19 protein-coding genes and 1 pseudogene are annotated in these 26,519 nt (G+C 73.2%); 10 read left to right on the top strand and 10 right to left on the bottom strand.

Going from position 1 to position 26,519, the window contains the following annotated elements; genetic code table 11:
* Positions 1-6 precede the first annotated feature (6 nt).
* Positions 7-1,683: an aa3-type cytochrome oxidase subunit I gene (gene ctaD, locus ACWC91_RS16870; protein ID WP_225076628.1), complete on the top strand. Its 1,677-nt coding sequence runs from the start codon at positions 7-9 to the stop codon at positions 1,681-1,683.
* Complete coding sequence (locus ACWC91_RS16865; protein ID WP_225076629.1) at positions 1,680-2,069, top strand: cytochrome c oxidase subunit 4; 390 nt, start codon at positions 1,680-1,682, stop codon at positions 2,067-2,069. Before ctaD ends, ACWC91_RS16865 begins: the two co-directional genes overlap by 4 nt.
* Here ACWC91_RS16865 and qcrB read toward each other — a convergent pair.
* The 4 genes from qcrB to ACWC91_RS16845 all read right to left on the bottom strand — a co-directional run bounded on the left by qcrB (position 1,999) and on the right by ACWC91_RS16845 (position 7,960).
* Positions 1,999-3,525, bottom strand: a complete 1,527-nt coding sequence (gene qcrB, locus ACWC91_RS16860) for a cytochrome bc1 complex cytochrome b subunit (protein WP_450643436.1) — start codon at positions 3,523-3,525, stop codon at positions 1,999-2,001. The genes ACWC91_RS16865 and qcrB overlap by 71 nt on opposite strands.
* Complete coding sequence (locus ACWC91_RS16855; RefSeq protein ID WP_450643437.1) at positions 3,522-3,839, bottom strand: hypothetical protein; 318 nt, start codon at positions 3,837-3,839, stop codon at positions 3,522-3,524. Before ACWC91_RS16855 ends, qcrB begins: the two co-directional genes overlap by 4 nt.
* A gap of 100 nt (positions 3,840-3,939) precedes the next feature.
* On the bottom strand, positions 3,940-6,387 hold the full coding sequence (locus tag ACWC91_RS16850) for a SpoIIE family protein phosphatase (protein ID WP_225076631.1): 2,448 nt from the start codon (positions 6,385-6,387) through the stop codon (positions 3,940-3,942).
* Positions 6,388-6,655: 268 nt separating this feature from the next.
* Positions 6,656-7,960 carry a S1 family peptidase gene (locus ACWC91_RS16845; protein ID WP_450643438.1) on the bottom strand — a complete coding sequence of 435 codons (1,305 nt, stop codon included), beginning with the start codon at positions 7,958-7,960 and terminating at the stop codon, positions 6,656-6,658.
* A gap of 615 nt (positions 7,961-8,575) precedes the next feature.
* Here ACWC91_RS16845 and ACWC91_RS16840 point away from each other — a divergent pair.
* The 4 genes from ACWC91_RS16840 (at position 8,576) to ACWC91_RS16825 (ending at position 14,710) form a co-directional block, all read left to right on the top strand.
* Positions 8,576-8,791: a type A2 lantipeptide gene (locus ACWC91_RS16840; protein WP_141355458.1), complete on the top strand. Its 216-nt coding sequence runs from the start codon at positions 8,576-8,578 to the stop codon at positions 8,789-8,791.
* Positions 8,792-8,866: 75 nt separating this feature from the next.
* A complete protein-coding gene (locus tag ACWC91_RS16835) occupies positions 8,867-9,673 on the top strand; it encodes an HlyD family efflux transporter periplasmic adaptor subunit (protein ID WP_450643439.1) in 807 nt (268 codons plus the stop codon).
* Complete coding sequence (locus tag ACWC91_RS16830) at positions 9,670-11,892, top strand: NHLP family bacteriocin export ABC transporter peptidase/permease/ATPase subunit (protein ID WP_225076634.1); 2,223 nt, start codon at positions 9,670-9,672, stop codon at positions 11,890-11,892. The genes ACWC91_RS16835 and ACWC91_RS16830 overlap by 4 nt, the downstream gene beginning before the upstream one ends.
* A 1-nt stretch (position 11,893) precedes the next feature.
* The gene (locus ACWC91_RS16825) at positions 11,894-14,710 is read left to right on the top strand and encodes an NHLP bacteriocin export ABC transporter permease/ATPase subunit (RefSeq protein ID WP_450643440.1); all 2,817 of its coding nucleotides are present in this window, start codon (positions 11,894-11,896) and stop codon (positions 14,708-14,710) included.
* Between the two features lie 39 nt (positions 14,711-14,749).
* On the opposite strand, the gene ACWC91_RS16820 is transcribed toward ACWC91_RS16825, so the two are convergent.
* Both ACWC91_RS16820 and ACWC91_RS16815 read right to left on the bottom strand, forming a co-directional pair.
* Entirely contained in the window at positions 14,750-15,277 is a 528-nt protein-coding gene (locus tag ACWC91_RS16820; protein WP_450643441.1) for an SRPBCC family protein, read from the bottom strand.
* A 295-nt stretch (positions 15,278-15,572) separates the two neighbouring features.
* Complete coding sequence (locus tag ACWC91_RS16815) at positions 15,573-16,007, bottom strand: subtilase-type protease inhibitor (RefSeq protein WP_450643442.1); 435 nt, start codon at positions 16,005-16,007, stop codon at positions 15,573-15,575.
* 324 nt (positions 16,008-16,331) lie between these two features.
* Between ACWC91_RS16815 and ACWC91_RS16810 the strand changes: the two genes are divergently transcribed.
* The 4 genes and pseudogenes from ACWC91_RS16810 to ACWC91_RS16795 all read left to right on the top strand — a co-directional run bounded on the left by ACWC91_RS16810 (position 16,332) and on the right by ACWC91_RS16795 (position 20,972).
* Positions 16,332-16,943 carry a hypothetical protein gene (locus ACWC91_RS16810; RefSeq protein WP_376500406.1) on the top strand — a complete coding sequence of 204 codons (612 nt, stop codon included), beginning with the start codon at positions 16,332-16,334 and terminating at the stop codon, positions 16,941-16,943.
* A 198-nt stretch (positions 16,944-17,141) separates the two neighbouring features.
* Positions 17,142-18,746 carry a purine-cytosine permease family protein gene (locus ACWC91_RS16805; protein WP_450725942.1) on the top strand — a complete coding sequence of 535 codons (1,605 nt, stop codon included), beginning with the start codon at positions 17,142-17,144 and terminating at the stop codon, positions 18,744-18,746.
* Positions 18,747-19,046: 300 nt separating this feature from the next.
* Positions 19,047-19,709: pseudogene (locus ACWC91_RS16800) on the top strand (alpha/beta fold hydrolase).
* Positions 19,710-19,802: 93 nt separating this feature from the next.
* Complete coding sequence (locus tag ACWC91_RS16795) at positions 19,803-20,972, top strand: lactate 2-monooxygenase (RefSeq protein ID WP_225076640.1); 1,170 nt, start codon at positions 19,803-19,805, stop codon at positions 20,970-20,972.
* 54 nt (positions 20,973-21,026) lie between these two features.
* Here the strand turns inward: ACWC91_RS16795 and ACWC91_RS16790 are convergent, their stop codons facing one another.
* From ACWC91_RS16790 to ACWC91_RS16775, 4 genes are all read right to left on the bottom strand, one after another.
* Positions 21,027-22,673: an RICIN domain-containing protein gene (locus ACWC91_RS16790; RefSeq protein WP_450725940.1), complete on the bottom strand. Its 1,647-nt coding sequence runs from the start codon at positions 22,671-22,673 to the stop codon at positions 21,027-21,029.
* A gap of 463 nt (positions 22,674-23,136) precedes the next feature.
* On the bottom strand, positions 23,137-23,514 hold the full coding sequence (locus ACWC91_RS16785) for a toxin Doc (protein ID WP_225076642.1): 378 nt from the start codon (positions 23,512-23,514) through the stop codon (positions 23,137-23,139).
* A gap of 3 nt (positions 23,515-23,517) precedes the next feature.
* The gene (locus ACWC91_RS16780; protein WP_225076643.1) at positions 23,518-23,763 is read right to left on the bottom strand and encodes a hypothetical protein; all 246 of its coding nucleotides are present in this window, start codon (positions 23,761-23,763) and stop codon (positions 23,518-23,520) included.
* Between the two features lie 150 nt (positions 23,764-23,913).
* Positions 23,914-26,196, bottom strand: coding sequence for a glycoside hydrolase family 9 protein (locus ACWC91_RS16775; protein ID WP_281157436.1), 2,283 nt, complete (start codon positions 26,194-26,196; stop codon positions 23,914-23,916).
* Positions 26,197-26,519 lie beyond the last annotated feature (323 nt).

The following is a 26,519-nucleotide window of genomic DNA, read 5'->3' as shown; positions in this document are numbered from 1 at the left end:
CCGCCGATGACCGATACGTCCGCAACATCCGCATCCGCCGCCGAGCGGCCCGCCGCCCCCTCCCGCTCCTTCGGCCGGAAGCTGTTGGAGTGGGCCTCGACGACCGATCACAAGGTGATCGGCAGGCTCTACATGGTCACGGCGTTCGGCTTCTTCCTGCTGGCCGGTCTGCTGGCGATGGGGATGCGCGCCGAACTCGCCCGGCCCGGCCTGCAGTTCATGAACCAGCAGACCTACAACGAGCTCTTCACGATCCACGGCACGATCATGATGCTGCTCTTCGCCACGCCCATGTTCGCGGGCTTCACCAACGCGGTGATGCCGCTTCAGATCGGCGCCCCGGACGTGGCCTTCCCCCGTCTGAACGCCCTGTCGTACTGGATGTACCTCTTCGGCGGGCTCATGGTCGTCTCGGGGTTCCTCGTGCCCGGCGGCTCGGCGGCCTTCGGCTGGTTCGCCTACGCGCCGCTCAACAGCGCCTACTACTCCCCCGGCGCGGGCGGCGACCTGTGGGTGATGGGGCTGGTCGTGACGGGTGTGTCGACGACGCTCGGCGCGGTCAACTTCATCACCACGATCACCACCCTGCGCGCGCCGGGGATGACGATGTTCCGGATGCCGATCTTCACCTGGAACGTGCTGTTCACCTCGATCCTGGTGCTGCCGGCCTTCCCGGTGCTGACCGCGGCGCTGCTGGCCCTGGAGGCGGACCGGAAGTTCGGGGCGCACGTCTTCGACGCGGCGAACGGCGGGGCGCTGCTGTGGCAGCACCTGTTCTGGTTCTTCGGCCACCCGGAGGTCTACATCGTCGCGCTGCCGTTCTTCGGGATCGTCAGCGAGATCGTCCCGGTCTTCTCCCGCAAGCCGCAGTTCGGGTACCTGCCGATGATCGGGGCGACCATCGCGATCACCATGCTGTCCGCGGTGGTGTGGGCGCACCACATGTTCGCCACGGGCGCGGTGCTGCTGCCGTTCTTCTCGATCATGTCGTTCCTGATCGCGGTGCCCACCGGGATCAAGTTCTTCGCCTGGATCGGGACGATGCGGGGCGGCTCGCTGTCGTTCGAGACGCCGATGCTGTGGTCGTCCGGCTTCCTGGTGTCGTTCCTGCTGGGCGGGCTCAGCGGGGTGCTGATCGCCTCGCCGCCGCTGGACTTCCACGTGACCGACTCGTACTTCATCGTGGCGCACCTGCACTACGTGCTGTTCGGCACCGTGGTGTTCGCGATGTTCGCCGGCTTCTACTTCTGGTGGCCCAAGCTCACCGGGAAGATGCTGGACGAACGGCTCGGCAAGGTCCATTTCTGGCTGCTGTTCCCCGGCTTCCAGCTGACGTTCCTGGTGCAGCACTGGCTCGGCGCGGAGGGGATGCCCCGCCGGTACGCCGACTACCTGCCCGCCGACGGCTTCACCCTCCTCAACACGCTCTCCTCGGCGGGGGCGTTCCTTCTCGGCGTGTCCACCCTGCCCTTCCTCTACAACGTCTGGCACACCTCGCGCCATGGACGGCAGGTCACCGTGAACGACCCCTGGGGGTACGGGCGCGCCCTGGAGTGGGCGACCTCCTGCCCGCCGCCGCGGCACAACTTCGACGCCCTGCCCCGGATCCGCTCCGAGGCCCCCGCCTTCGACCTGCACCACCCCGACATCGTCCAGCGGGCGGAACTGGAGGGACGCCGATGAAGGTGGAAGCCCTGCTCTTCGGCGGCGTGGCACTCTTCTTCGGCGGCAGCGCCGCCCTGTACGGCGTCTGGTCGGGCGAGCCGGCCGGCACGGCGGCGCTGGTCATCGCATGCGGAATGGCGGCGCTGGTCTCCTTCTTCTGCCTGGTCCAGTACCGGCGCAAGGGGGTGCGCCCGCAGGACCGCCGTGAGGCCGAGGTCGCCGACGCCGCCGGACCGCTGGAGTTCTTCCCGCCCGAGAGCACCTGGCCGATCGTCACCGCGCTGGGCTTCTCGGTCAGCGCGCTGGGCGTGGTCTACGGGGTGTGGCTGTTCCTCATCGGTCTCGGGGTGCTGGTGCGGGGGGTGGCGGGGATGGCGTTCCAGTACGTGCACCGGGGCGAGTGACGACCGGTGCCGCCGGGGCTCCGGGACGGCGCGACCCGACGGCGCGGTGGTCGCTCTCGTAGCCCCCGGCGATGGACTGCCGCACCTCACCGGTCTCCTCGCCCTCGGCGAGGACCTCCTGTTCCCTGGCCAGCAGGGCGTGGCACAGGGCCCGGGTGACCAGGAAGGCGGCGACGGGGGCCAGCACGAGCGCGATCCGCAGCACCCAGGTGATCGTGTTCACGGAGACCCGGAAGGCGGCCGCGATGACGTCGTTGCCGCCCTCCAGCAGCAGCACGCCGTAGAACACGAGCCCGGACACGCCGAGGCCGGTGCGGACGGGGCGCTCCCGCGGCCGGTCGCACAGGTGCTGTTCCTGGTGCCACTCCCCCGTCAGCCACTGCTCGGCGAACGGGTACGCGTACAGGACGGCGAACAGCAGCCCCGGCAGGACCACCGCCGGCAGGAAGGCGTTCCACATGATCGTGTGCCCGGCCACGTTCGTCTCCCAGGCCGGCATCAGCCGCAGCGAGCCCTCCAGGAACCCGACGTACCAGTCCGGCTGGGAGCCCGTGGACGCCTGGTCCGGCTGGTAGGGGCCGTACGTCCACACCGGGTTGATCTGGGCGATCCCGGCGAGCAGGACCAGCACGCCGAAGACGGTGAACTGCAGGCCCAGCGAGGAGGCGGTGAACTGGGGGAAGAGCGGTTTGCCGCGCACGTTGCGGCCGCCGCGGCCCGGGCCGCGCCACTGGGTGTGCTTCAGGTAGAAGACGAGGATCAGGTGCACGACGACCAGCCCGATCAGGACGCCCGGCAGCAGCAGGATGTGCAGGCTGTAGAGGCGGGGGATGATCTCGTGCCCCGGGAACTGGCCGCCGAACACGAAGAAACTGGCGTAGGTGCCGATCACCGGCAGGGACAGCACGATCGCCTGGGCGATGCGCAGCCCGGTGCCGGAGAGCAGGTCGTCGGGCAGGGAGTAGCCCGCGAAGCCCTCGGCGATGGCCAGGGCGAACAGCGTGACCCCGATGACCCAGTTGATCTCCCTGGGCCTGCGGAAGGCGCCGGTGAAGAAGATCCGCAGCAGGTGCGCGCCGATCGCGGCGACGAAGACGAGCGCCGCCCAGTGGTGGGCCTGGCGCAGCAGCAGCCCGCCGCGGATGTCGAAGCTGATGCGCAGGGTGGAGTCGAACGCCTCCGACATGAGCACCCCGCGCAGCGGCGCGTACGACCCGGAGTAGGCGACCTCGCGCATGCCGGGCTGGAAGAACAGCGTCAGCCATACGCCGGTCAGGACCAGCAGGACCAGGCTGTACAGAGCGAGTTCGCCGAGCAGGAACGACCAGTGCTCGGGGAACGCCTTGCGCATCAGCCCGCCACCCTCGGACAGCGGCAGCCGGGCGTCCAGGAAGCCGGTGAACCGCTCACCGGGTCCGGCGCCGCGTGCGGGGCGCCCACGCCGTGCCGGGCTCACGGCTCCTCCGCTCCGCCGCCCTCGTCCCGGCCGCCTTCGCCCGCCTCCGGGGCCGACCGCGCGGCCCTCTCCACTTCGGTCTCGATCTCGGTGCGCGGCTTGCCCTCGTCGCTCGCGTACTCGCTCAGGGCGGCCTGGAGATCACGGGCCAGGTCGCGCCAGGCCCGCCAGGCCGTCTCGTACGTCTCGCTCTGCGTTCCGGTCCACTGCGCCTGCGCGGGCGGTCCGTAGTTCTGCCGCAGCTGCTCGACCCGGTCGTGTGCCTCGTCGGCCGCCCGCTGCTTGGCCACGAGCTCTTCGAAGGTGTGTGACACAGCCCAGGACCCTAAGCACGACCGGCGCACGCGGCAGTCCCGACCTGCCGGGCGGGGGCGCGGCGCACCCGTGTGGCGGGTCGCGGCGCCGCGTACGGTCTCACAGCGCCAGCTCGCTCCACACCTGCTTGCCGCCGCCGGCCGGCACGGTGCCCCAGGCCGCCGACATGGCCTCGACGAGGAGGATGCCCCGGCCGCCGGTGGCCTGCCAGCCGATGCTGGTCGGCTTGACCGGGGTGCGGGGCGAGGCGTCGGCGACGGCGACGCGCAGCCGCCGGTTGACCAGGGTGAGGTCCAGGCGAACCTGGCCGTCGGTGTGCACGAGGGCGTTGGTGACCAGCTCGGACACCACGAGGAGCACGGCGTCGGTGTCCTCCGTGACGCCCCAGGAACGCAGGGTGCGCCGGGTGAAGCGGCGGGCGTGCCGGACCGCTTCGGGCACCCGCCACACCGACCAGCTCTCCCTGAGCGGGCGTACGGCCATGCCGTCGTAGCGCATCAGCAGCAGCGCGATGTCGTCGTCGCGGCCCGCGCCGGTCAGCAGGACGTCGGCGACCAGGCCGAGGTGGGAGGGGTCGGCGGCGGCCAGGTCGTGGGCGAGTCGGGCCATGCCCACGTCGATGTCGGCGTCCGCGGACTCCACCAGGCCGTCGGTGGTCAGGGCGAGCACCGTGCCGGGTTGCAGCCGCAGCGGGGTCATCGGGAAGTCGGCCTGCGTCAGTACGCCGAGCGGGGGCCCGCCCTCGGCCTCCGCGATCTCGGTGCGGCCGTCCGGGTGGCGCAGCACCGGCGGAGGGTGTCCGGCGCGTACGCACCAGGCGGAGCCCTGCTCCATGTCGACCTCGACGTAGACGCAGGTGGCGAACAGGTCGGTCTCCATCTCCAGCAGGAGGCGGTTGGCGTGCGAGACCACCACGTCCGGCGGGTGGCCCTCGGCTGCGTAGGCGCGCAGGGCGGTGCGCATCTGGCCCATCAGGGTGGCGGCGCCCGCGTTGTGGCCCTGCACGTCGCCGATGACGAGGGCCACGTGGTGGTCGGGCAGCGGGATCACGTCGTACCAGTCGCCGCCGACCTCCAGTCCGGCGGTGGCCGGCAGATAGCGGGCCACCGCCTCGGCACCGGGCAGTTGCGGCAGACGGCTGGGGAGCAGGGTGCGCTGGAGCATGCCGACGAGTTCGTGCTCGGCGTCGAAGGCGCGGGCGCGCAGCAGGGCCTGCCCGGCCAGGCCGGCCGAGGCGGTGAGCAGGGCGCGTTCGTCGGGGCCGAAGTCGTGCGGGGTGTCCCAGCCGATCAGGCAGGCGCCCGCCATGCGGCCGGCCGCGGGCAGCGGCAGCACCGCGAGGCCGCCCGGACCGACGTCGGCGAGGGCCGGTTCGAGGGTGGCCCCGGCGGGCCAGATCTGGGCACGGCCCTCGCGCAGCGCGGCGGCCAGGGTGGGCATGGCCCGCACCGGCGCGTCCGGCCACTCGGTGCGCCACTGCAGGCGCCACAGCTCGGGCCAGGCGTCCGGTTCGGGCGGGTCGAGGACGGTGACGACGAGCCGGTCGTTCTCCAGCTCGGCGAGCGCGATCCGGTCGGCCCGCAGCGGTGCGCGCAGCGCGGCCACCACCGCCTGGCCGACGTCCCGGACGGTGCCCGCGGTCGCCAGGGCGGCGGCGAGCCGCTGGACGCGGGCGACGTCGTTGACGCCGGGGCGCAGCGTGGAGGCGTCGGCGACGGTGCCGACCAGGCGGGCCGGACGGCCCTCGCCGCCGGGCAGCAGCCGTCCGCGCAGCCGCAGCCACCTGGGCTGGCCGCCCGGTCGCAGGGCGCGGAACTCCAGCTCGCGCTCGCCGATGGACATGTGGTCGGCCTCGACCACGGACATCAGGGACGGCAGGTCCTCCGGCACGGTCAGCGCGAGCAGTGTCTCCACCTTGCCGTCGAAGCCGGGCCGGCCGATGCCGAACAGGTCCAGGATGCGGTCGCCGACCTCCACTCTCCCGCTGTCCATGGCGAGGCTGAACGCGTCCGGCGGCAGCTCCTCGCCCTGGGCGGCCTCCGCGGCGTCGGGGCACGCGACGGCCTCGGCGATCAGTTCGAGGCACGCGCGGCCCTCGTCGCCGAAGCCGCCCGGCCCGTCGGTGACGGCGAGCAGCACGCCGCCGTCCGGCCCGCGCAGGGGTAACGCGGCCAGGGAGAAGGCGTCTCCGGCCGGCATCCGCCGGGCGTCGGCGCAGCCGGCGAGTTCCTCGGGTCGCAGCCACACGGGCCGGCCGGAGCGGCGGGCGTCAGCCACGGGGGACCGTCCGGCCAAGGGGTAGCTGTCCCGCAGCCCGTACAGGGTCCGCGGGACGCCGACCGACTCGGACAGGCACAGCAGCTCGCCCGTCGCGGCACGGACGTAGACGCCGGCGAACGCGGCCCCGGTGAAGACCAGGGCCTGCTCCAGCACGCGGCGCAGCCGGTCGGCGGTCGCCGGTGCGGAGGTGAGCGTTCTGAGAGCGAGTTCGGCCCGCGGGGTTGTCGTTCTTCGTGCAGTAGCGCCCTCACTGACCACATTGGTCATTACAGCGTGTATCGGACGATTACGCAGCCCCTGTGACAGGTCCGGGAGTTCCGGGGTGGACGACGCCCGAAAGGTTCGAACGTGTGGCGGAGCGCGCGGTGGAGGGCGCGGCCGCCCGACGACCGATCGGCCCGGCCCTCCGCCGGGAGGGCCGGGCCGATCCACTGACCGGCGGGCACCGCCGGCCCGGCAGGCCGGTCGGTGGCGTGGGGGGAGCCGGTCAGCGGCCCGGGGCGAGCGGCTCAGGGGGTAGCCGCCCGGGGGCCGTTCAGGGGGTCCGGGTGCGTCCGGAGCCGTACGCGGGGCCGGAGTTGTGGCCGCCCGCGCCGGAATGGCGGTCACCCGCACCGGACGGGTCGGTGCCGGGCTGGCCGGCGTCGGGCTGCTGGTCGCCTGCGTCTCCGGCGTCGCCGGCCGCGTCCTCGCCGCCGCCGTCGCCCGCGCCGAGCGTCGCGCCCGTCGCCTGGAGCGCGGTGGTGACCGGCTGGAAGAAGGTCTCGCCGCCCCGGGTGCAGTCGCCGCTGCCGCCCGAGGTGAGGCCGACCGCGCCGCCGTCCTGTGTGAACAGGGGGCCGCCGCTGTCGCCGGGCTCGGCGCAGACGTTGGTCTGGATGAGGCCCGTGACGGTGTCGACACCGCCGGTCTCGCTCTGGAAGTTGACGGTGGCGTCGAGGCCGGTGACCGTGCCGTTGTGCAGTCCGGTGGTGCTGCCCATGCGGAACACCGTCGCGCCGACGGTGGCCTCGGCCGCCCCGGTGATCTCGACGCTCTGCCCGTTGCCGACGTCGACCGTGCTCGGCGCCTGCGTGTCCGGGTCGTCGTACTTGACGAGGGCGAGGTCGCTGCCGGGGAAGGTGGCCTGGTCGACGGTGGCCACCGGCGCGCCGTTCTGGGAGTCGGACCACTGCTCGGCCGCGACGCCGCAGTGCCCGGCGGTCAGGAAGGCGGGACTGCCGTCGCCCGCGGTGACGTTGAAGCCGAGGGAGCAGCGGACGGTGCCGCCCTGCGTCCGGGCGAAGACGGCGTCGCCGCCGGAGGCGAAGGTCTTGAAGGTGCCGGCGGCCTTCTTCAGGGTCGCCATGCCGGAGCCGAGGCCGCGGACGGTGGACTGGAGCCTGTTCCACCTGGCGCCGGTGACCGTGCTGTCGGCGGTGACCACGACCTTGTTGGTGCGCGGGTCCACGGCCCAGGAGGTGCCGGGGATGGTGGCCTCGGCCTTCAGGGTCCGGGCCGCGGAGTTCAGGGCGGCGGTGCTGTTGCCGACCTGGCGGACGGACGCGCCCGCCTTCTTCGCCCGGAGGGCCATGCCGGCGTCGCCGCCCGCCACGTTGACGACGAGCCGCCGTTCGGCGCTGTCGTAGTAGGAGCCCGCGAAGGAGTCGCCGAGCGCCGTGGCGAGCTGCGCGGAAAGGCCCGAGGCGTCCGCGGCCCTGAGGGTCCTGGGAGTGGCGTCGTCCGCCGCGCCGTCCTGGGAGGCGTTGGCGTTCGGGAGCAGCACCGCCGCCGCACCGAGCGCCACCACGCCGCCGGCCGCTATCGCGGCCTTGCGCTTCGGAATTCGCTTGTGACTCAAACTTCTCGACCTCCTGGGGACGGGGCCTGTACCGCCGTCCGGTGGCGGTTGGGGGACGCCTGGACGGCAGTTGGTACGCAGCGGGCGGGCAACGTGTTCAATCCCGATCGCCAACTCCCCACGGATCGTGCCGAACCGGCCAACTCCCCCACCCGACGGAGGCCGATGGGACGCTCCGCGACCGTACGGCGACGGTCGGTTGCGAACAGCAAGCGGAATTCCGGCTTCAGAGAATCTGCACATCGAATGCCCAACGAGGTCACGGCGGTCGGAGGATCTGCACAGCCGCGCGCCCCCGGCGAGGGCTTCGGGGCCCGGTTCCGGACGCACCGGCGCCAGGGCAAGGGAGGCGGTGCGCCGATGCGGTGCGGTGTGTGAAGAAGTCGCCGCCATGCCGTTGCCGAGCCTGCACGCTTCCCCGGTCGCATCGACAAGTGCCCTGGTGGGAGGCCTGGTTGAGTGGAATCGGCGGGCCGCACCGTGCTTACATCCATCGCAGCGCGGGACCCCAGCCGGGCGCTCGGGAAGGGGCCCGGTACCCGCGGTCGCGGCCGTCTTTCCCCAGAGAAGGCCGCTCCCCCCTTGTGAGACATCCATATGAAGGGACGTTCCATCATGAACCCCACCCCCCAGGTTGAGACCGCCGAGATCTCCGACGCCGAGCTCGACAACGTCTCCGGCGGTCTGTCCGTGAACGCTCTGGGCACCGCCACCGGCCTGGTGGACAGCGTTGTCCCGGTCTCCGGCGTGGTGAACACGGCCGTCGGCACGGTCGAGGGTGCCACCGGTCTGAGCACCGCCCCGGTCGCCAACCTGGTCGCCGGTCTCTGATCGCACCTCGTTGCCGCCGAGTCCCGGGACCGCACGCCGGTTCCGGGGCTCGCGGCTGCCGCAGGAAGCCATAACGTGCAGTTCCGACAACAGGCCCTCGCCAAGCTCCAGTCGCCGGAAGAACTCGACCTCCCGGTGCGGCTCGCCCGCCCCCAGGGATGGCTCGTCCTGTCCGTCACCCTCGTCGCCATGGCGGCCGCGTCCCTGTGGGCCGCGACCGGATCGATGGCGTCCACCGTCGGCGCGCCGGCCATCCTCACGCACGGGCAGGGCAGTTACGTCCTGCAGAGCCCGGTCGCCGGACAGGTCACCGCGGTCCTCGCCAAGGAGGGCGAACGGCTGCCCGCGAACTCGCCCGTGCTCAAGGTGCGTACCGGCCAGGGCGAGGAGACCGTGCGCACGGTGGCCGCCGGCCGGATCACCACGCTCGCCGCCACCATCGGCCAGATCGTCTCCACCGGCGCGGACGTCGCCGCCGTGGAGAAGGTCGCCCACGCCTCCGACCCGCTGTACGCGACCGTGTACGTGCCCGCCGAGAACGCCGCCGCCATTCCCGCCGGCGCCTCGGTCGACCTGACCGTCTCCTCGGTGCCCGCCCAGCGCTACGGCGTGCTGCGCGGCCATGTGAGGACGGTGGACCGGTCGGCCCAGTCCGCCCAGCGGATCGCCGCCTTCCTCGGGGACGGCCAGCTGGGCGAGCAGTTCACCCGGAAGGGCCGGCCCGTCGCCGTACTCGTCCGGCTCGACACCTCGTCCGCGACGGAGAGCGGCCTCGCGTGGTCGTCCGCCGGCGGACCGCCGTACCGGCTCGACTCCATGACCCCGGCCACCGCCTCGATCCGGCTGGCCGACCAGCGTCCCCTCGATTGGCTGCTGCCGTGACCACCACCCAGGAGACCCGCGGCCGCCGGCGCGCCGCCCGCCCCGGACGGCCCGTCCCCAAGGGGCGGGGCAGGACCGTCCGCACGCCCACCGTGCTCCAGATGGAGGCCGTGGAGTGCGGCGCCGCCTCGCTGGCCATGGTCCTCGGCCACTACGGCCGCCATGTCCCGCTGGAGGAGCTGCGCATCGCCTGCGGCGTCTCCCGGGACGGCTCGCGGGCGAGCAACCTGCTGAAGGCGGCCCGCAGTTACGGTCTGACGGCCAAGGGCATGCAGATGGACACCGCCGCCCTCGCCGGGGTGAAGGCGCCGGCCGTCCTCTTCTGGGAGTTCAACCACTACGTCGTCTACGACGGCATGGGCCGCCGACTCGGCCGGCGCGGGGTGTTCGTCAACGACCCCGGCAAGGGCCGCCGGTTCGTGCCCATGGAGGACTTCGACACCAGCTACACCGGTGTCGTGCTGGTGATGGAGCCCGGCGAGGACTTCGAGCGCGGCGGCCGCAAGCCCGGAGTCCTGGGCGCCCTCCCGGCCCGGATGCGCGGCACCGCGGGGACGATGCCGGCGGCGGTGCTGGCCAGTCTGCTGCTGGTCGTGGTCGGCGCGGCGGTGCCCGCGCTCGGCCGGACCTACATCGACACCTACCTGATCGGCGGCCAGACCTCGCTGCTGGGCGTGCTGTTCGCGTCGATGGGCGCGTGCGTGCTGCTCACCGTCGTGCTGACCTGGTTGCAGCAGGCCAACCTGCTGCACGGGCGCGTCATCTCCTCCACGCTCGCCAGCGCCCGCTTCCTGCGGCATCTGCTCCGGCTGCCGGTCACGTTCTTCGCCCAGCGCAGCCCGGCCGACCTGGTGCAGCGGCTGGCCTCCAACGACCAGGTGGCCGAGACCCTCGCCCGCGACCTGGCGGCGGCCGGAGTCGACGCGGTGGTCGTGGTGCTGTACGCGCTGCTGCTCTACACCTACGACCCGCAGCTGACGTTCGTCGGCATCGGCGTGGCCCTGCTGAACGTCGTGGCGATGCGGGTCGTCGTACGGCTGCGCGCCACCCGGACGGCGAAGCTGCGCGCGGACAACGCCCGGTTGACCAACACCGCCTACACCGGGCTCCAGTTGATCGAGACGATGAAGGCGACCGGCGGCGAGGACGGCTACTTCCGCAAGTGGGCCGGGCAGCACGCCGCCACCCTGGAGGAGCAGCAGCGGCTCGGGGTGCCGACCGCCTGGCTGGGCGTGGTCGCACCGGCGCTCGCCACCCTCAACAGCGCGCTGATCCTGTGGATCGGCGGAATGCGGGCCGTCGAGGGGCACATCTCGGTCGGACTGCTGGTCGCGTTCCAGGCGCTGGTGACCCGGTTCACCGCGCCGCTGACCCGGCTCAACGGCGTCGCGGGCCGCATCCAGGACTTCGCGGCGGACGTGGCCCGGCTCAAGGACGTCGAGAACTTCCAGGCCGACCCCCTGTACACCCGCCCCGGCGGCGGGGACTCCACCCGCCGGCTGCACGGGCACGTGGAGCTGGAGAACATCACCTTCGGCTACAGCCCGCTGGACAAGCCGCTGCTGACCGGCTTCGACCTGACCGTCGGACCGGGCCGGCAGGTGGCGCTCGTCGGCGGCTCGGGCAGCGGCAAGTCGACGGTCTCCCGCCTGATCTCGGGCCTGTACACGCCCTGGGACGGAGTGATCCGCATCGACGGGCAGCGTCTGGAGGACATCCCGCGCGGGGCGCTGGCGGCCTCCGTGTCCTTCGTCGACCAGGACGTGTTCCTCTTCGAGGGCACGGTCCGCGACAACGTGGCCCTGTGGGACCCGTCGATCCCGGACGACGCCGTGGTGGAGGCGCTGCGCGACGCGGCCCTGTACGAGGTCGTGACGCGCCGCCCCGGCGGCATCCACAGCGGGGTCGAGCAGGACGGCCGCAACTTCTCCGGCGGGCAGCGCCAACGCCTGGAGATCGCCCGCGCGTTGGTGCGCCGGCCCAGCATCCTCGTGCTCGACGAGGTGACCAGCGCCCTGGACGCCGAGACCGAGCGGGTCGTGATGGACAACCTGCGGCGGCGCGGCTGCGCCTGCGTGGTGATCGCGCACCGGCTGTCCACCGTGCGCGACAGCGACGAGATCGTCGTGCTCCAGCACGGCACGGTCGTCGAACGCGGCCGGCACGAGGAACTGGTGGCGCGCGGCGGCGCGTACGCGGCGCTGATCAGGGAGCGGTGAGATGACGACAGCCGGCGAGCCGGACCTGGTACTGGGGGCGCTCGGCTCCCTGGGCACACCGGTCGACTGCTCGGGCTTCAACCGGCTCGACCTGGCGGGCCCCCAGGAGCTGTGGCTGATCGCGGCCGGCGCGGTGGACCTGTTCGCGGTCGACGCGGCGGAGCAGGGGCACTGGCACCACCTGGGCCGGCTGGAGGCGGGCTCGCTGCTGCTCGGTCCCGTCGCGGGCCCGCGGCACACCCTGGTCGCCCGCCCGCTGCGGGACTGCGTGGTGCGCCGCATCGGGCTGCGCGAGCTGTACCAGCCGGCCGGCACCCAGACCTGGTCGTACGACGAGTACGGCAACCCCCAGTACGTGCCGCCGCAGACCAGCCCGCTGGAGTACGCCCTCGCGCTCGGCGTCGGCCGCGGCCTGTCCGTGCTGTTCCAGGCGCCCATGGCCGAGGAGCGGGCGGCGGCGCCCACGGACGACGACGTGTTCTGGATGCAGGTCCCGCCGGGCAGCGTGCAGTACGGGTCGCTGTACGGCGCCCAGGCCGCGGCCGATCTGCTGATGGACCCCGCCCTGTGGCAGAGCATGGTCGATCAGCAGTACCGGCTGCTGACCGCCCTGGACCGCTGGATCGAACAGCTGGAGCGCACCCACGAGACCCGGACGGCGGCCGGTATCAAGGCCGGTGAGGCGGTGCGCGCCCAGGCCGACCGGACGCTGCTGGCGTCCATCGGCCGGTCCTCGGCGGGGCGGCCCACGGCCGCCGACGCCGACGCCGGCTACGCGGCCTGCGAACTGGTCGCCCGGGCCGCCGGTATCACGCTGGCCGCACCGCCCCAGGCCGGCACCGAGAGCGACCGGCTGGACCCGGTGGAGCGGGTCGCCCTGGCCTCCCGGGTGCGCACCAGGGCCGTACGCCTCCAGGGCCGCTGGTGGCGGGAGAACATCGGTCCGCTGGTGGGCCACCGGGCGTTGTCCGGGACGCCGGTCGCGCTGCTGTGGCGGCGCGGCGGATACGTCGCCGTGCACCCGGCCACCGGGCGGGAGAACCCGGTGGAGAGGGCGAACGCGGAGGAGTTCGAGCCGCGCGCGGTGATGTTCTACCGGCCGCTGCCCGACCGCCGGCTCGGCCCGCTCGGGCTGCTGCGGTTCAGCCTGCGCGGTACCGGCGGTGATCTGCTGAACCTGTTGTCCGCCGGGCTGGTGACGGTCGCCCTCGGGGCACTGGTGCCCATCGCGACCGGCAAGGTGCTCGGCCAGTACGTGCCCAGGGCCGAGCAGGGCCTGATCGTGCAGGTGTGCCTGGCCGTGATCATCAGCAGTGTGGTGGCGGCGGCCTTCACGCTGCTGCAGAACCTGACCGTGCTGCGGCTGGAGGGGCGTATCGAGGCCACCCTCCAGTCGGCCGTGTGGGACCGGCTGCTGCGGCTGCCGACGAAGTTCTTCACCGAGCGGTCCACCGGCGAGCTGGCGAGCGCGGCCATGGGGGTCAGCGCGATCCGCCGGCTGCTGGCGGGGGTCGGCCCGGTGGTCGTCCAGTCGGTGACCGTGGGCGCGATGAACCTGGGGCTGCTGTTCTGGTACAGCGCCTCCATGGCGCTGGCGGCGCTCGGCATGCTCGTGGTGATCGGCGCCGTGTTCCTCGGGCTCGGGCTGTGGCAGGCACGGTGGCAGCGGCGTCTTGTGGTGCTCACCAACAAGCTGAACAACCAGGCCTTCCAGACGCTGCGCGGGCTGCCGAAGCTGCGGGTGGCGGCGGCCGAGAACTACGCGTACGCCGCCTGGGCGTCGCAGTTCGCGCACAGCCGTGAACTTCAGCAGAAGGTGGGCCGGATCAAGAACCTCACCACGGTGCTGGGCGCGGTGTACCTGCCGGTGTGCACGCTGCTGATGTTCATGCTGCTGGCGGGCCCGGCGCGCGGCTCGATGTCGGCGGCGGCCTTCCTGGCCTTCAACACCTCGGTGACGATGCTGCTGACTTCGGTCACCCAGCTGACCGGCGCCTTCGTCTCGGCGGTGGCCGCGCTGCCGCTGCTGGAGGAGATCAGGCCGGTGCTGGACGCCACGCCGGAGGTGCGCACGGCCAGTACCCGGCCGGGGCCGCTGTCCGGGGCGATCGAGGCGCGACGGCTGTCGTTCCGCTACACCGACGACGGGCCGCTGGTCCTCGACGACGTGTCCTTCGAGGTACGGCCGGGCGAGTTCGTGGCGGTCGTCGGACCCAGCGGCTGCGGAAAGTCGACGCTGCTGAGGCTGCTGATCGGGTTCGACCGGCCGCTGTCCGGCAGCGTGCTGTACGACGGTCAGGACCTGGCGGCCCTGGACCAGTCGGCCGTGCGCCGGCAGTGCGGGGTCGTGCTCCAGCACGCGCAGCCGTTCACCGGTTCGATCCTGGACGTCATCCGCGGCACGGAGCCGTGCACGGCCGAGGAGGCGATGGCGGCGGCCGAACTGGCGGGGCTGGCACGGGACATCGAGAGGATGCCGATGGGCCTGCACACGCTCGTCTCGGGAAGCGGCGCGGTCTCCGGCGGCCAGCGGCAGCGGCTGATGATCGCCCAGGCCCTGGTGCGCCGGCCGCGGATCCTCTTCTTCGACGAGGCGACCAGCGCGCTGGACAACGACACGCAGCGCACGATGATCGAGAGCACCCGCAAGCTGAACGCCACCCGCGTCGTCATCGCGCACCGGCTGTCGACGGTGCTTGACGCCGACCGGGTCGTCGTGATGGAGGACGGCAAGGTCATCCAGCAGGGGCCGCCCGCCGAACTGCTCGCGGACACGGGCGGGCGGCTGCACGAACTGGTGCGGCGGCAAATGGCGTGAGGGCCGGTCAGGGCCGTTCGGTCCCCGCACCCGGGCGGTTCAGTCCTGGCCCGGGACGGGCGCCCCGGAGGGGACTCCGGCGGCGACGTACGCCTCGTAGAGACCCTTCCACCGGGCGTGGACCCCGGCGTGCGGTCCCTCGAAGCGCTCGCCGCGCGCCAGGGCGTCCAGGGCGGCCAGGCAGACCTCCCAGCCGGCGCCGTTGCGGGCGGCGGTGTCCTCCGCGGCGAGGACGTCGGTGAGGGTGAAGCGGGTGTGCCGATCGTCGATTTCCTCGAGGTCGAAGTGGAGTTCGCTGTCGCCCCACTCGAGGGACAGGTGCCGGGGCGGGCCGACGGCGAGCACGGTGCCGGTGAACTCCTCCGCGCCCGTCTCCCCGCGGAAGGCGATGGTGCCGCCGGGCCGCAGGTCCATCTCGGCGCGGAACGGGAACCACCGCGCGAGTTCCCCGGGGTCGGTCACGAAGTGCCAGACACGATCCACGGGGTGGCCGTAGGCACGGGTGAAGCGCAGGGCGGGGCGGCCGTCGCCGAGCCGCAGAAAGGTGCCGGTGAGATCGACGGGCATGGGGATCAGTCCTTCGTCCGCTCGGAGGGGTCGGGCGTCGACGGAATGTACCGGCCCGGGCTCGTGCGCAACGCGTGGAACCGCCGGGCCGGGCGCGACGGCCCTCACTCAGAGGCACTCGGCCCGGGCACGCTCCGGCCGATGCCAGGGGGCTCCGCCGATGCCAGGGACCGGCGGGCGGCCCCACTCCGCCCGCCGGTCCCTTTGTGCGGAATCGCCCGGTCCCCGCGGCAGGGCCCGCACTCCCCAGTCACGGGACCCTTCAGGTGTGCGCGGGGAACGCGCGATCCCGGCCTCAGAACGCGAAGACGCTCGTCATCGAAGCGTTCTTCACGCACTCGTTGGCATAGGTGCGCTCGTAGGAGACGCGCCTGCCCTGCCAGACGCCCTGGGCCGTGACCACCACGGGGTTGTACTCCCTGGTGCACGCCACCCGGTCGTCCGCCGTCAGCGCGGCGAAGTCACCGTCCGTGCCGCGCAGTTCCGCGCACGCCTCGGTCGCGGCCGGGTGGGTGCCGAAGGACGCCGGCGTGCAGCTCAGGGTCACGGCGCGCTCCGGCGCGGCGTTCGCCGCGCCGACGCCGTGCCCCACGGTGAGCACCAGGGCCGAGGGGGCGTAGAGGCCGGCGGCGGCCGGTGCGGGGCCGGCGAGAGCCGGCGCCGTGAGGGGCCCGCAGACGGCGGCGGCCGTCAGGCCGAGGGTCACTGCCCAGCGCGCGGTGTTCCGCATCGTGTGCTTCCTTCCGCTGGAAGTCGTCGGGTGCCGGACCCGGCTCGGTCGGTGCCGGAGCGGCGTGCGGGAGTCTGCCGAGTCCGGGGCGGAAACTCACGTCGAACCCGCGGGTTTCGGTAACCTTGCGTATTGAATCAGTGGCGCGAAGTCACGGAACGCCGCGGCGACAACCCTTTGCCCATGGGCCCGGCGATCATCGGATCCGGTCGGATGGCCTGTTTCCCCGCGCTCGCCAATCGTCCTGAAACACTCCCGTTCCGCTCTCGGCGGACTTGTCCGCGACCCCTCGTGTTCATGTACGAGCCGCGTAATGGTCATTACATGATTACGACAGAGCAGCGAGAGAAAGTGCGCGGCTGGTTCGCCGGCCGCCTGCCGGACGATCTGTTCGAGGAACTGGTCGAAGTGGCGGTGGACCGCGAGGAGATCACCGTCATCGGCCGGATTCCCGCGCCCCGGCTCGCCGGGGACGCCGGGCCCGCGGAGCGGGAGGCGGCCGTCGAGGGCCGGGTGGGGGAGTTCCGGGAGCGCACCCGCGAGGACCGGATGGCGGTGGCCCGCGAGGCCGAGCACCGGTTCGGCCGGAAGGTGTCCTGGGGCGTGGAGTGCGCCGGGCGGCGCGCCCTGTTCACGCATGTCGCCGCGCCCGTCATGACCCGGCTGCGCCAGCCCGAGCGCCAGGTCCTCGACACCCTGATCGCCGGCGGCGTCGCCCGCAGCCGCAGCGACGCCCTCGCCTGGTGCGTGCGCCTGGTCCAGCGGCACACCGACGACTGGCTCGGCGAACTGCGCGCGTCGCTGGAACACGTACAGCGGGTCCGGGCCCAGGGACCCGATGCCCGGCCGGAGGACACCCACGTCGAGGACCCCCACGACGAGGAGGCTCACGACGAGGACACCCGCGGCCGGGGCACCCGCGGCGGGGAGGCGTGAACGGCGGGTGGAGGATTCATCCACCAGCGGCGTGAAAGATGGACGAACCGTCCTCTGGTGCGGCTCACGCACGGCGCCTTAGCGTCAGCGGACCCCCGAGGACGGTGCCCTTTTCCCGCCGCACACCCCGCGCCGGCGAGCGCCCGTCCACCCGCCGCGCCACCACGCGCTCCACCGCCGTCCTCCGATGGAGCCCCCATGTCCCCGCAGCAGTCACCGCAGGCCCAGCCGGCCGCCCCCTCCCCCGCCACGCCGTCCCTCACCGAGGTCGAGAGCCACGGCATCGAGCGCATCCCCGACGCCGACCGCTCCGCCAGGCCCCTGGACCTGTTCCGCATCGCCTTCGGCGGCGCGAACACCTTCTCCACCTGTGTGCTGGGCGCCTTCCCGATCCTGTTCGGTCTCTCCTTCTGGCAGGGCCTGGCGGCCACCGTCCTCGGGGTCGTCGCGGGAGCGCTGATCCTGTGCCCGATGGCGGTGTTCGGCCCCGTCAACGGCACCAACAACGCGGTCTCGTCCTCGGCGCACCTGGGTGTCCACGGCCGCGTGGTCGGCTCGTTCCTGTCGCTGCTGACCGCCACCGCGTTCTTCTCCATCTCGGTGTGGAGCTCCGGCGACGCCCTGGTCGGCGGCGCGCACCGGCTCTTCGGCCTGCCGCGCGGCACCGCCTCGTACGCCGTCGCCTACGCGCTGTTCGCCGCGCTGGTCCTCGTGGTCTGCGTGTACGGCTTCCGCTTCATGCTGTTCGTCAACAAGATCGCGGTGACCTCCGCGAGCGTGCTGTTCCTGCTCGGCGCGGTCGCGTTCGCCGGCGACTTCGACCCGGGGTACGCCGGGGTGTTCACCGCCTCGGCGGACGCGGCCACGCGGTCGATGTTCTGGCCGTCGTTCATCGGCGCGGCCCTGATCGTGCTGTCCAACCCGGTCTCCTTCGGCGCGTTCCTCGGCGACTGGTCGCGCTACATCCCGGCCGACGCCCCGCGCCGCCGGGTGGTCGGCGCCGCGTTCCTGGCGCAGATCGCCACCCTGCTGCCGTTCGTCTTCGGCCTGGCGGCGGCGAGCATCATCGCCACCAAGGCCCCCGCGTACGTGGACCCCGCCGCTCCGGACTTCGTCGGCGGGCTGCTCGCGATCTCGCCGAGCTGGTTCTTCCTGCCGGTGTGCCTGCTCGCGCTGATCGGCGGCATGTCGACCGGCACGACCTCCCTCTACGGCACCGGACTGGACTTCGCCTCGGTGGTCCCGTGGCTGTCCCGGGTCCGGGCGACCGTGCTGGTCGGACTCCTGGCCTTCGCGTTCATCTTCATCGGGCGGTTCGCGCTGAACCTGGTGCAGTCGATCTCGACGTTCGCCACGATGATCGTCACCTGCACCACGCCGTGGATGGTCGTGATGATGCTCGGCTTCTACACCCGCCGCGGCTGGTACGACCCGGACGCTCTCCAGGTCTTCAACCGCCGTCAGCGCGGCGGCCGGTACTGGTTCACACACGGCTGGAACTGGCGCGGCCTGACCGCCTGGTGGGTGTCGGCGCTCATCGGGGTGCTGTTCACCAACATCCCGGGGCAGTTCGTCGGCCCCCTGGGCGACGTGGCGAACGGCGTCGACATCAGCCTGCCGCTGTCGCTGGCGTCGGCCGCGGTGCTGTTCCTGGCGCTGCTGTGGCTGTTCCCCGAGCCCTGGGCGGTCTACGGTCCCGACGGTCCGCGGCTGGCCCGTGCCGTCGACGTCCCGGTGCCGCCCGTCACAGGGCCGGGCGCGCAGGACGGCGGCGTGGTGCCGGTGCCCGCCGAGGCCGGCTGACCGGTCCGGGAGGCGGCCCGCCGGCGCGGGCGGCCGTGCGCGTCGGCGGTGCGCGAATCGCGGAGCGTTGTCACACCCGCCCGGTACGTCGGCCGGCATGACTCACTTCGTGTTGGTGGCCGGCGCGTGGCTGGGTGCGCAGGACGGCGGCGTGGTGCCGGTGCCCGCCGAGGCCGACTGACCGGTCCGGGAGGCGGCCCGCCGGCGCGGGCGGCCGTGCGCGTCGGCGGTGCGCGAATCGCGGAGCGTTGTCACACCCGCCCGGTACGTCGGCCGGCATGACTCACTTCGTGTTGGTGGCTGGGTGCTTGGGCGTGGGACGCGGTCGTGCCCGGTCTGCGGGAGGCCGGGCACGACGTCCACGCCCTCACCCTCAGCGGTCTCGCCGAGAAGAGGGACGTGCCGGCCGGGCAGCGGACCCACGTCCAGGGCATCGTCGGCCACGTGGAGCGCCACGATCTGCGGGACGTCGTCCTCGTCGGGCACAGCTGCTCGGGCATCCCGGTCGGTCAGGCGGCCGAGCGGGATCGGTGACAGGCTGCGGCGCGTGGTGTTCGTCGACTCCAACGTGCCACTGGACGGCGAGGCGTTCGTGTCGGGCATCGGCGGCGACCGGGTCCGCCGGGAGCTCGACGCGAACGACGGCATCTGGCCGCCCCTCCCTCCGGACGACTGCGCCGGCCAGGAGCTGACGGACGAGCGGATCCAGCGCATCGTCACGAGGGCACCCCGCAGCCCGGCCCCTCGCTCACCGAACCGGCCGTGCTGGAGCGCCCGCTGGGCGAGCTGCCCGCGACGTACGTCAAGTGCCTGCTGGACGGGGCCGAGCCGATGCCCGTCGTGGCCCAGGCGCTGAAGAGCGAGCGCTGGGAACTGGTGGAGATGGACACCGGCCACTGGCCGATGTTCTCCCGGCCCGGCGAACTGGCCCGGATCCTGGTCGAGTCCGCGGCCTCGGACTGACGAGCGGGCGGTCCGCTCCCGGAGCTGCCGGCCCGCGCCTACCGGCCAGTATCGTCGGGTCACGCGCGTGACGGGCGACTTCGGGAGGGACGGATGGCGAAGCACTGGGCGGACTTCCAGTACGAGATCTATCTCAACGGCATGACGGGCGCGGTACCGCGGCTGCCCACCGACCTGACCCGCCTGGAGGAGCTGACCGAGCGGCGGCTCGGCCCGGGCCCGGTGGGCTATGTGGCGGGCAGCGCGGGCAACGGCAGTACGGCGCGGGCCAACCGGGCCGCCCTGGACCGGCGCCGGATCGTGCCGCGCATGCTCCGGGACGTCCACGCGCGCGATCTGGCGGTGGAGGTGCTGGGCCGGGCCCTGCCGGCCCCGCTGGCGCTGGCGCCGGTCGGGGTGCTGTCGATCCTGCACCCGGACGCGGAGCCGGCGGCGGCGCGTGCCGCCGCGGCGCAGGGCGTGCCGTTCGTCCTGTCGTCGGCCTCCAGTACGCCCATGGAGCGGGTCGCCGAGGCGATGGGGGACGCCGAGCGCTGGTTCCAGCTGTACTGGGCCAAGGACCGTGAGGTGACCCGGAGCCTGTTGAGCCGGGCCGGGGCGTCCGGGTTCAGCGTCCTGGTGGTCACCCTGGACACCCCGCTGCTGGCCTGGCGGCCCCGCGATCTGGACCAGGCGTACCTGCCGTTCCTGCACGGCGTGGGCACCGCCAACTACTTCTCCGACCCGGCCTTCCGGGCGGGTCTGGCGAAGCCGGTGCACGAGGATCCCAACGCGGCGGTGCTGCACTTCGTGGGCATGTTCGCCGACCCCGGCAAGACCTGGCCGGATCTGGCCTTCCTGCGGGAGAACTGGGACGGCCCGATCGTCCTGAAGGGCATCCTGCACCCCGATGACGCCCGCCTGGCCGCCGACGCCGGCATGGACGGCGTGGTGGTGTCGAACCACGGCGGGCGCCAGGTGGCCGGCTCCGTCGCGGCCGCCGACGCGCTGCCCCGGGTGGCCGAGGCGGTCGGCGACCGGCTGACGGTCCTGTTCGACAGCGGTGTGCGCACCGGGGACGACGTGTTCAAGGCGCTCGCCCTCGGTGCGCGGGCGGTGCTGCTGGGCCGGCCGTACGCGTACGGGCTCGGTCTGGACGGCCAGGCGGGCGTCGAGCACGTGATCCGCTGTCTGCTCGCGGAGTTCGACCTCACACTCGCCCTGACGGGACACGCCGGGCCGGCCACGGTCGGCGCGGGCGACCTCGTCGAGGACCCGGCCTGACCCGAGCCGGCCGGCCGTGGCCGCCGCCCGGACGCGGGCGGCGGCCACGGCCGCTCACATGGTGACGTCCGGCGGTGCGGCCCGGCGGGCGGACGGCGTGCCCGGCCCGGCGACCGACAGCGGCCCCGGAGTCACCGACGCGGAGTCGGCCGCCCAGCGCTGCGCGGCGGTGCCGTCGCCTACCTTGACGACGATGTCCGCGTCCGCCTGCGGCGAGGCGGAGGCCAGGGCGAGTCCTTCGCCCCAGCGGGGCTGCAACTCTCCCCGCGCGCCCACGACGTAGCGCACGTCGGGGCCCCGCTCGTCACCGGCCTCCGCGCAGGTGCCGAGGACGACCACGCCCGCGTCCGCGTGCGAGTCGAGGCACAGGCCGGGGTCGGCGACGCTGCGCAGCAGCCCGTCGTCCTCCAGCGTCCACCGCTGGCTCCAGGCCGAGGAGCACTCGGCCAGTGCGGTGGCCGCTCCGGCCTTCGGCTCGCCACGGACGGCCAGGCACAGGCCGGCCCCGATGTTGCGCAGCCGGGTCTCCTCGGTCGACGGGGACGGCAAGGCGGTGCCGGGTGCCGCGGAACCGCCGGACGGGGCCCCGGAGCCGGCGCCGTGCACCGTGTCCCGCGTGCCGGACGCGCCGGTTGAGGCGGCCGGGGCGGTGCCGTCGCCGTGCGACCACAGGCTGACGCCGAGCACGGTCGCGAGCAGGGAGGCGGAGACGAGGCCGAGGCCGGTGCGCAGCGCCCGGGACGACCGCGGGCCGCCCGGGGCGCGGCGGACCGGCGCGGCGAGCCGGGACAGCAGCCGGCGCCGGCCGCCTCCGGCCGACCGTCTCCCGCCGTGCCGGGCGGAGCCTTTCGTGCGCGCGGCGTGCCCGGCGCGGCCCGGGCGGGAGTCGAAGTAGCGGCGGGCGCCCCAGCCGAGCACCGCCTCGGCGAGCAGCGCGCCCGGTGCGTTCTCCACCTGGCCGAGCTGCCCGGCGGCGTCGCGGCAGTAGCGGCAGTCGTCCAGATGCCGCTCGACGTCCGGCAGCAGGGCGCCGCCGCGGCGGATCGGCACGTCGAGCAGCCGGTTGTAGAAGCGGCAGTCGTCGGTCGGCGCGAGGTCGCGGTGGGCGCGCACGCAGCCCTCGCGGAACTTGTCCCTGGCCTCCTCCAGGGCGCGGGAGGCGGTGTCGGGGTCCATGCCCAGCAACCCGGCCGGGACGCCGAGCGGTTCGGCCTCGACCTCGGTGTGCCACAGCAGGCACCGGGCGGCCGGGACGAGGCCCTCGAAGGACCGCTGGGCGAGCCGGCGGTTCTCCGGGACCAGGGTCGCGGCGGCCCGCATGCCCCGGCCTCCGGCGGGTTTGTGCAGCTCGGGCAGGGCGGCGGACACGCGGTCCTCGGCGGCCCACAGCCGGACCGTGTCCCGCACGGTCAGCAGCAGCCGGGGGCGCAGCGCGGTGCCCGGCTCGCCCAGGGTCAGCCGGTCGAAGACCTGGTGGAAGGCGGCCGAGGTCACCATGGCCGCGAGGGGCGCCGGGGAGGCGAGGCAGATCACCGCGTAGTCGTGGACCGGCTGCCAGTGGCGGGCGATCAGCAGGGCGACGCAGTGGCCGACTTCGTCGTCCGTGCTGCCGGTGAGCCGGGCGGCGAGGGATTCGTCGGACTCCCCAGGGATCCCGCCGGGCGGCGGGCTGGGAGGACGGGAGGGGTGGGGGGTGGGCACGAAGAGGCTTCCTTTGGTACGTACCTGTGTGGAGCGGGCCCGCGGGTCTGGCACACGGCCGGCGGACGAATCGGCTCGACTCCCCAACTGTCCCTTCAGGACCGGCCCTTGCCCACGCGCGGGCCGCTCAGCCTTGCACAGCTCATTGACACACAACAAGACATACCGACAACACGGGCATCATTGACGGAAATTCAGGAAGCGGGACGTCACCGGGCGCTGCGGGCGTACACCACCGAGCGGTGCGCGCCCACGCGTTCCCGTCGTTGCCGTGCGCCCCGTGTGAAGCACGCGCACACATCGGCCCCGCGCGCACGCTCCCCGCGCAACCGGCCCGGGAGTGCACTGATTTCGGCCTCTCCAGGGCCCGGCGCGGGACGGCGGCCATCCTGCGCGCGCCAGCCGCCGACCGTGTTCCTCCCGCCCCACGGCCGGCGGCCCCTGGGGCGTACGGCGAGCGGTGTCAGATCTCCCAGGAGCGCAGGCGGTCGGCGGCGCCGTAGACGTCGGCCTTGCCGGACATCAGGTCGCGGGTGAGTTCGACGAGCGCGCCGTAGGGCGGGTCGACGCCGACGCCGCTGACGAACATGTAGGCCACGGCCGTCGCGCAGGCGAAACGGGCGTTGGCCGACGGCAGGGGTTTGAGCACGGCGAGGGTGTGCAGCAGGGCGGCGGCCCGCCAGGCGGGATCCGAATTGACGCCGAGACGCGGCGGGTCGACACGGTGGCGGGCGACGGCGGCCACCAGGGCCGAGAAGTCGTCGACGGCGGGCTGGTCCGGCAGGACCTCCTCGTGACGCTGGAGCAGCCAGGGCACGTCGATGTGGATGACGGGGGTCATCGGTCAGGCTGCCCGCCCCTCGCCCTTCGTGGCTGTCTCGTCCTCGGGAAAGGCCGTCGCGAACTCGTCCGCGTGGGCCGTGAAGAACCGCCGGAAGGCCTCGGCGCCCTCCTGGAGGGCCCGGTGCCGGGCTATGTCCGCGGCGGCGGCCTCGCGCACGAGTGCCTTCATCGACGTGCCGCGTTCCTTGGCGATCCGGCGCAGGTCCTCGAGCTCGCGATCGCTGAACTCCACATTCAGAGCTGGCATGGTCCACACGGTACCGCCCGGGTACTTTCCCGTAAATATCCGCTGGTCACAGCGGCCGGACAGCGGTACCGAGAGACGGGTCCGCGGCAGTCTGGGCCGCGCGCCGCCGCGCCGCTGGGGACGCGGCGGCGCTCCTGCGGTCCGGCTCGCTCACCCGCGTCCGGGGTGAGCGGGCGGCCCGGCCTGCCGGCCCTGGTCCGCCGCGAAGGAGGCCATCCAGGCCAGCGCCGCGTTCCAGTTGATGGCCGTCTCGTTGGTCGACCAGGACTCGATGTCGTCGATGTAGCAGAACTGGCCCACGCAGCCCTGGAGTTTGCTCTGCGCGTACGGGTCCTGAATGCTGGAGTTGGCCCCGCCCGCGACAGTGCCCCTGGGCGGGTTCGGCAGGCTCGGCTCGAGCTCGTGGGCGTACCAGCGGCTGTGCTGGTTATGGGAGCTGACCGTGCCGTAGCCGGTGACGTAGGAGATGTTGAGGGCGTTGCGGCCCAGTATGTAGTCCATGCTCTGCACCGCGCCGTCGCGGTACTTGGTGGCGCCGTCGAGGTCGTAGGCGGCGGCGAGGACGCGGGCGTTGTTGAGGATCTGGCTGTTGGAGCCCCAGTCGTACATGTTGTTCGCGGGCGCGTACGGCATGCCGTAGGGCTGCGCCTTCAGTGTGGCGAGGTACTTGTCCGCGCCCTTGATCACCGATTGGCGCACCTTCTCCCGGCCGGACAGCTTGCTCGGGACGGTGGCGAGGTCGAGGCGGGCGGGCACCGCGGTGGCGGCCCAGTCGAAGCTGACGCTGCCGAAGATGTCGGCCGTGTGCAGGGGGGACTTGGTCACGTAGTCCGCGAACTGCCGCTCGCCGGTGGTGAGGTACAGCTCGGCGGCCGCCCAGTAGAACTCGTCGGTGGCGTTGTCGTCGGGGTAGGCACCGCCGCCGATGCCGTCGTCCGGGTCGGGGTGGACCGCGGGATGGGCGAGGGCCGCGGTCCAGGCCGTGCGCGCGGCCCGCAGGGCCTTCGCCGCGAACGCACGGTCGTACGGCTCGTAGAGGCGGGCCGCCTGCGCGGCCGTCGCCGCCAGGTTCAGGGTCGCCTGGGTGGTCGGCCGGTGCAGTTCGCGCTTCTGCGGGTCCTGGCTCGGCAGCAGCGGCAGCCCCGTCCACTGCTCGTCGTGGACCTTGCTGTGCGCCATGCCGGCCAGCGGCTTCCCGGCGGGCACCTGCATCTTCAGCAGGAACTCCAGCTCCCAGCGGGCCTCGTCCAGGATGTCGGGCACCTTGTTGCCGCTCTCCGGAAGGGCGAGCGTCCGGTCACCGAGGCTCGCGGGCCGGGCGGTGCGGGCGTGCAGGGTGCGCTCGTAGGTGCTCAGCAGTCCCCAGGTCGTGATGCCGCCGTTGACGACGTACTTGCCGTGGTCGCCGGCGTCGTACCAGCCGCCGGTGACGTCCAGCGTGTAGTCGCACAGGCCCGGCTGGCAGGGCACCTTGGCGTCGCCCTGGTTGGGGGCGGCGTTCAGGTGGCCGGCCGGGCGGGCGTAGCCGGGCCGCAGGTCCTCGCGGATCGCGATGCCGCTGCGCTGGGTGTAGTAGTGCTTGAGCGAGTCCAGGCGGAGCTGGTCGTAGACGTCGGCGCCGATGCCGAACGGGTGGCTCGTCTCACCGTCGGCGACCAGCGTGAAGCCCTTGCCGCTCCCCTTGTAGGCGCCGAAGTCGATCGAGTGCACCCTCTGCCCCGAGGAGACGTCCGTGCCCCGCGGCGTGCTCCAGCCGTGGGCGACGACGGTCCCGCGGGCGTCGCGCAGCCGCCACGGCAGCTTGGCGCCGGCGTCGGTGACCAGCGTGGCGTTCTTGGGGCCGCCGGGCAGATAGCCGACCTGGTTGACCCGCACCCGCGGCCCGGTGTCGGGCTCGTACACCTCCGGCGGGACGCCGCCGAGGAGCGACACGTCGTCCAGGCAGAAGCGCCAGGGGTCCGCGGTGCCGCCGAGCTGGAAGGCGACCTGGCCCTGGGTGGTGTCGACGGGGGACGTGAAGGTGTAGGAGTAGGCGTTGCCCGAGACGCTCAGCTGCGGGCTCACCTCGAACCAGGTGTCGTACGGCGCCACCGAGAGCCCCGCGAGCGCCCGGACGACATGCCCGTCGGGGGTGCCGGTCGCCGTGAACGACAGCCGGTAGGTCTCGCCCTTCACCAGGGTGATGTCGTTCTGTCCGACGGCGGCGTCCCAGCGGTTGGCGGTGCCGCCGGGCACGTCCGCGCACAGCCGGCCGTCGGACAGGCCCGCGGTGACGTTGCTGGTCGTCCACCACGGCTCGGTGGTGGTGTCGAAGGTGCCGTTCCTGACCTGCTCGACCTCGTCGGCCAGAGCCCGCGGGGCGGACGGCAGGGTGGTGAGGGCCGCCGCGAGCAGGGCTGCCACGGACAGCAAGGTGGTTCTGCGTCGTTTCACGTCTGAGCTCCTCGGAGGAGGTACGGGCGGCGCCCAGGGGAGCGCCTTCATGGGCGAAGGCACAGTGGGAGCGCTCCCAAGGGCGAAGGCACCATGCTTGTTGCAGCCATGACATCCGTCAACGGTCCCGACGGGACGTGTTGCCTCCCGGGCCACCGACACGGCCCTGCCCGCCGGACGGCGGGCCCGGCCTTCCCTCCGGGGCGCCGACGCGTCCGTCCCCTGCGCCGGCGCGCCGCAGGGCGGGCCCGGCCGCGTGACCGCGTTCGACCGGCAGGGGGGTCGCCGTCCGTACGGCGCCGGTACGCACTAGGCTGGAACGG

The organism is Streptomyces sp. NPDC001204, assembly GCF_053598035.1.
The sequence above is the reverse complement of the archived record's forward strand: the minus strand, read 5'-3'. Positions and strand labels throughout refer to the sequence as shown.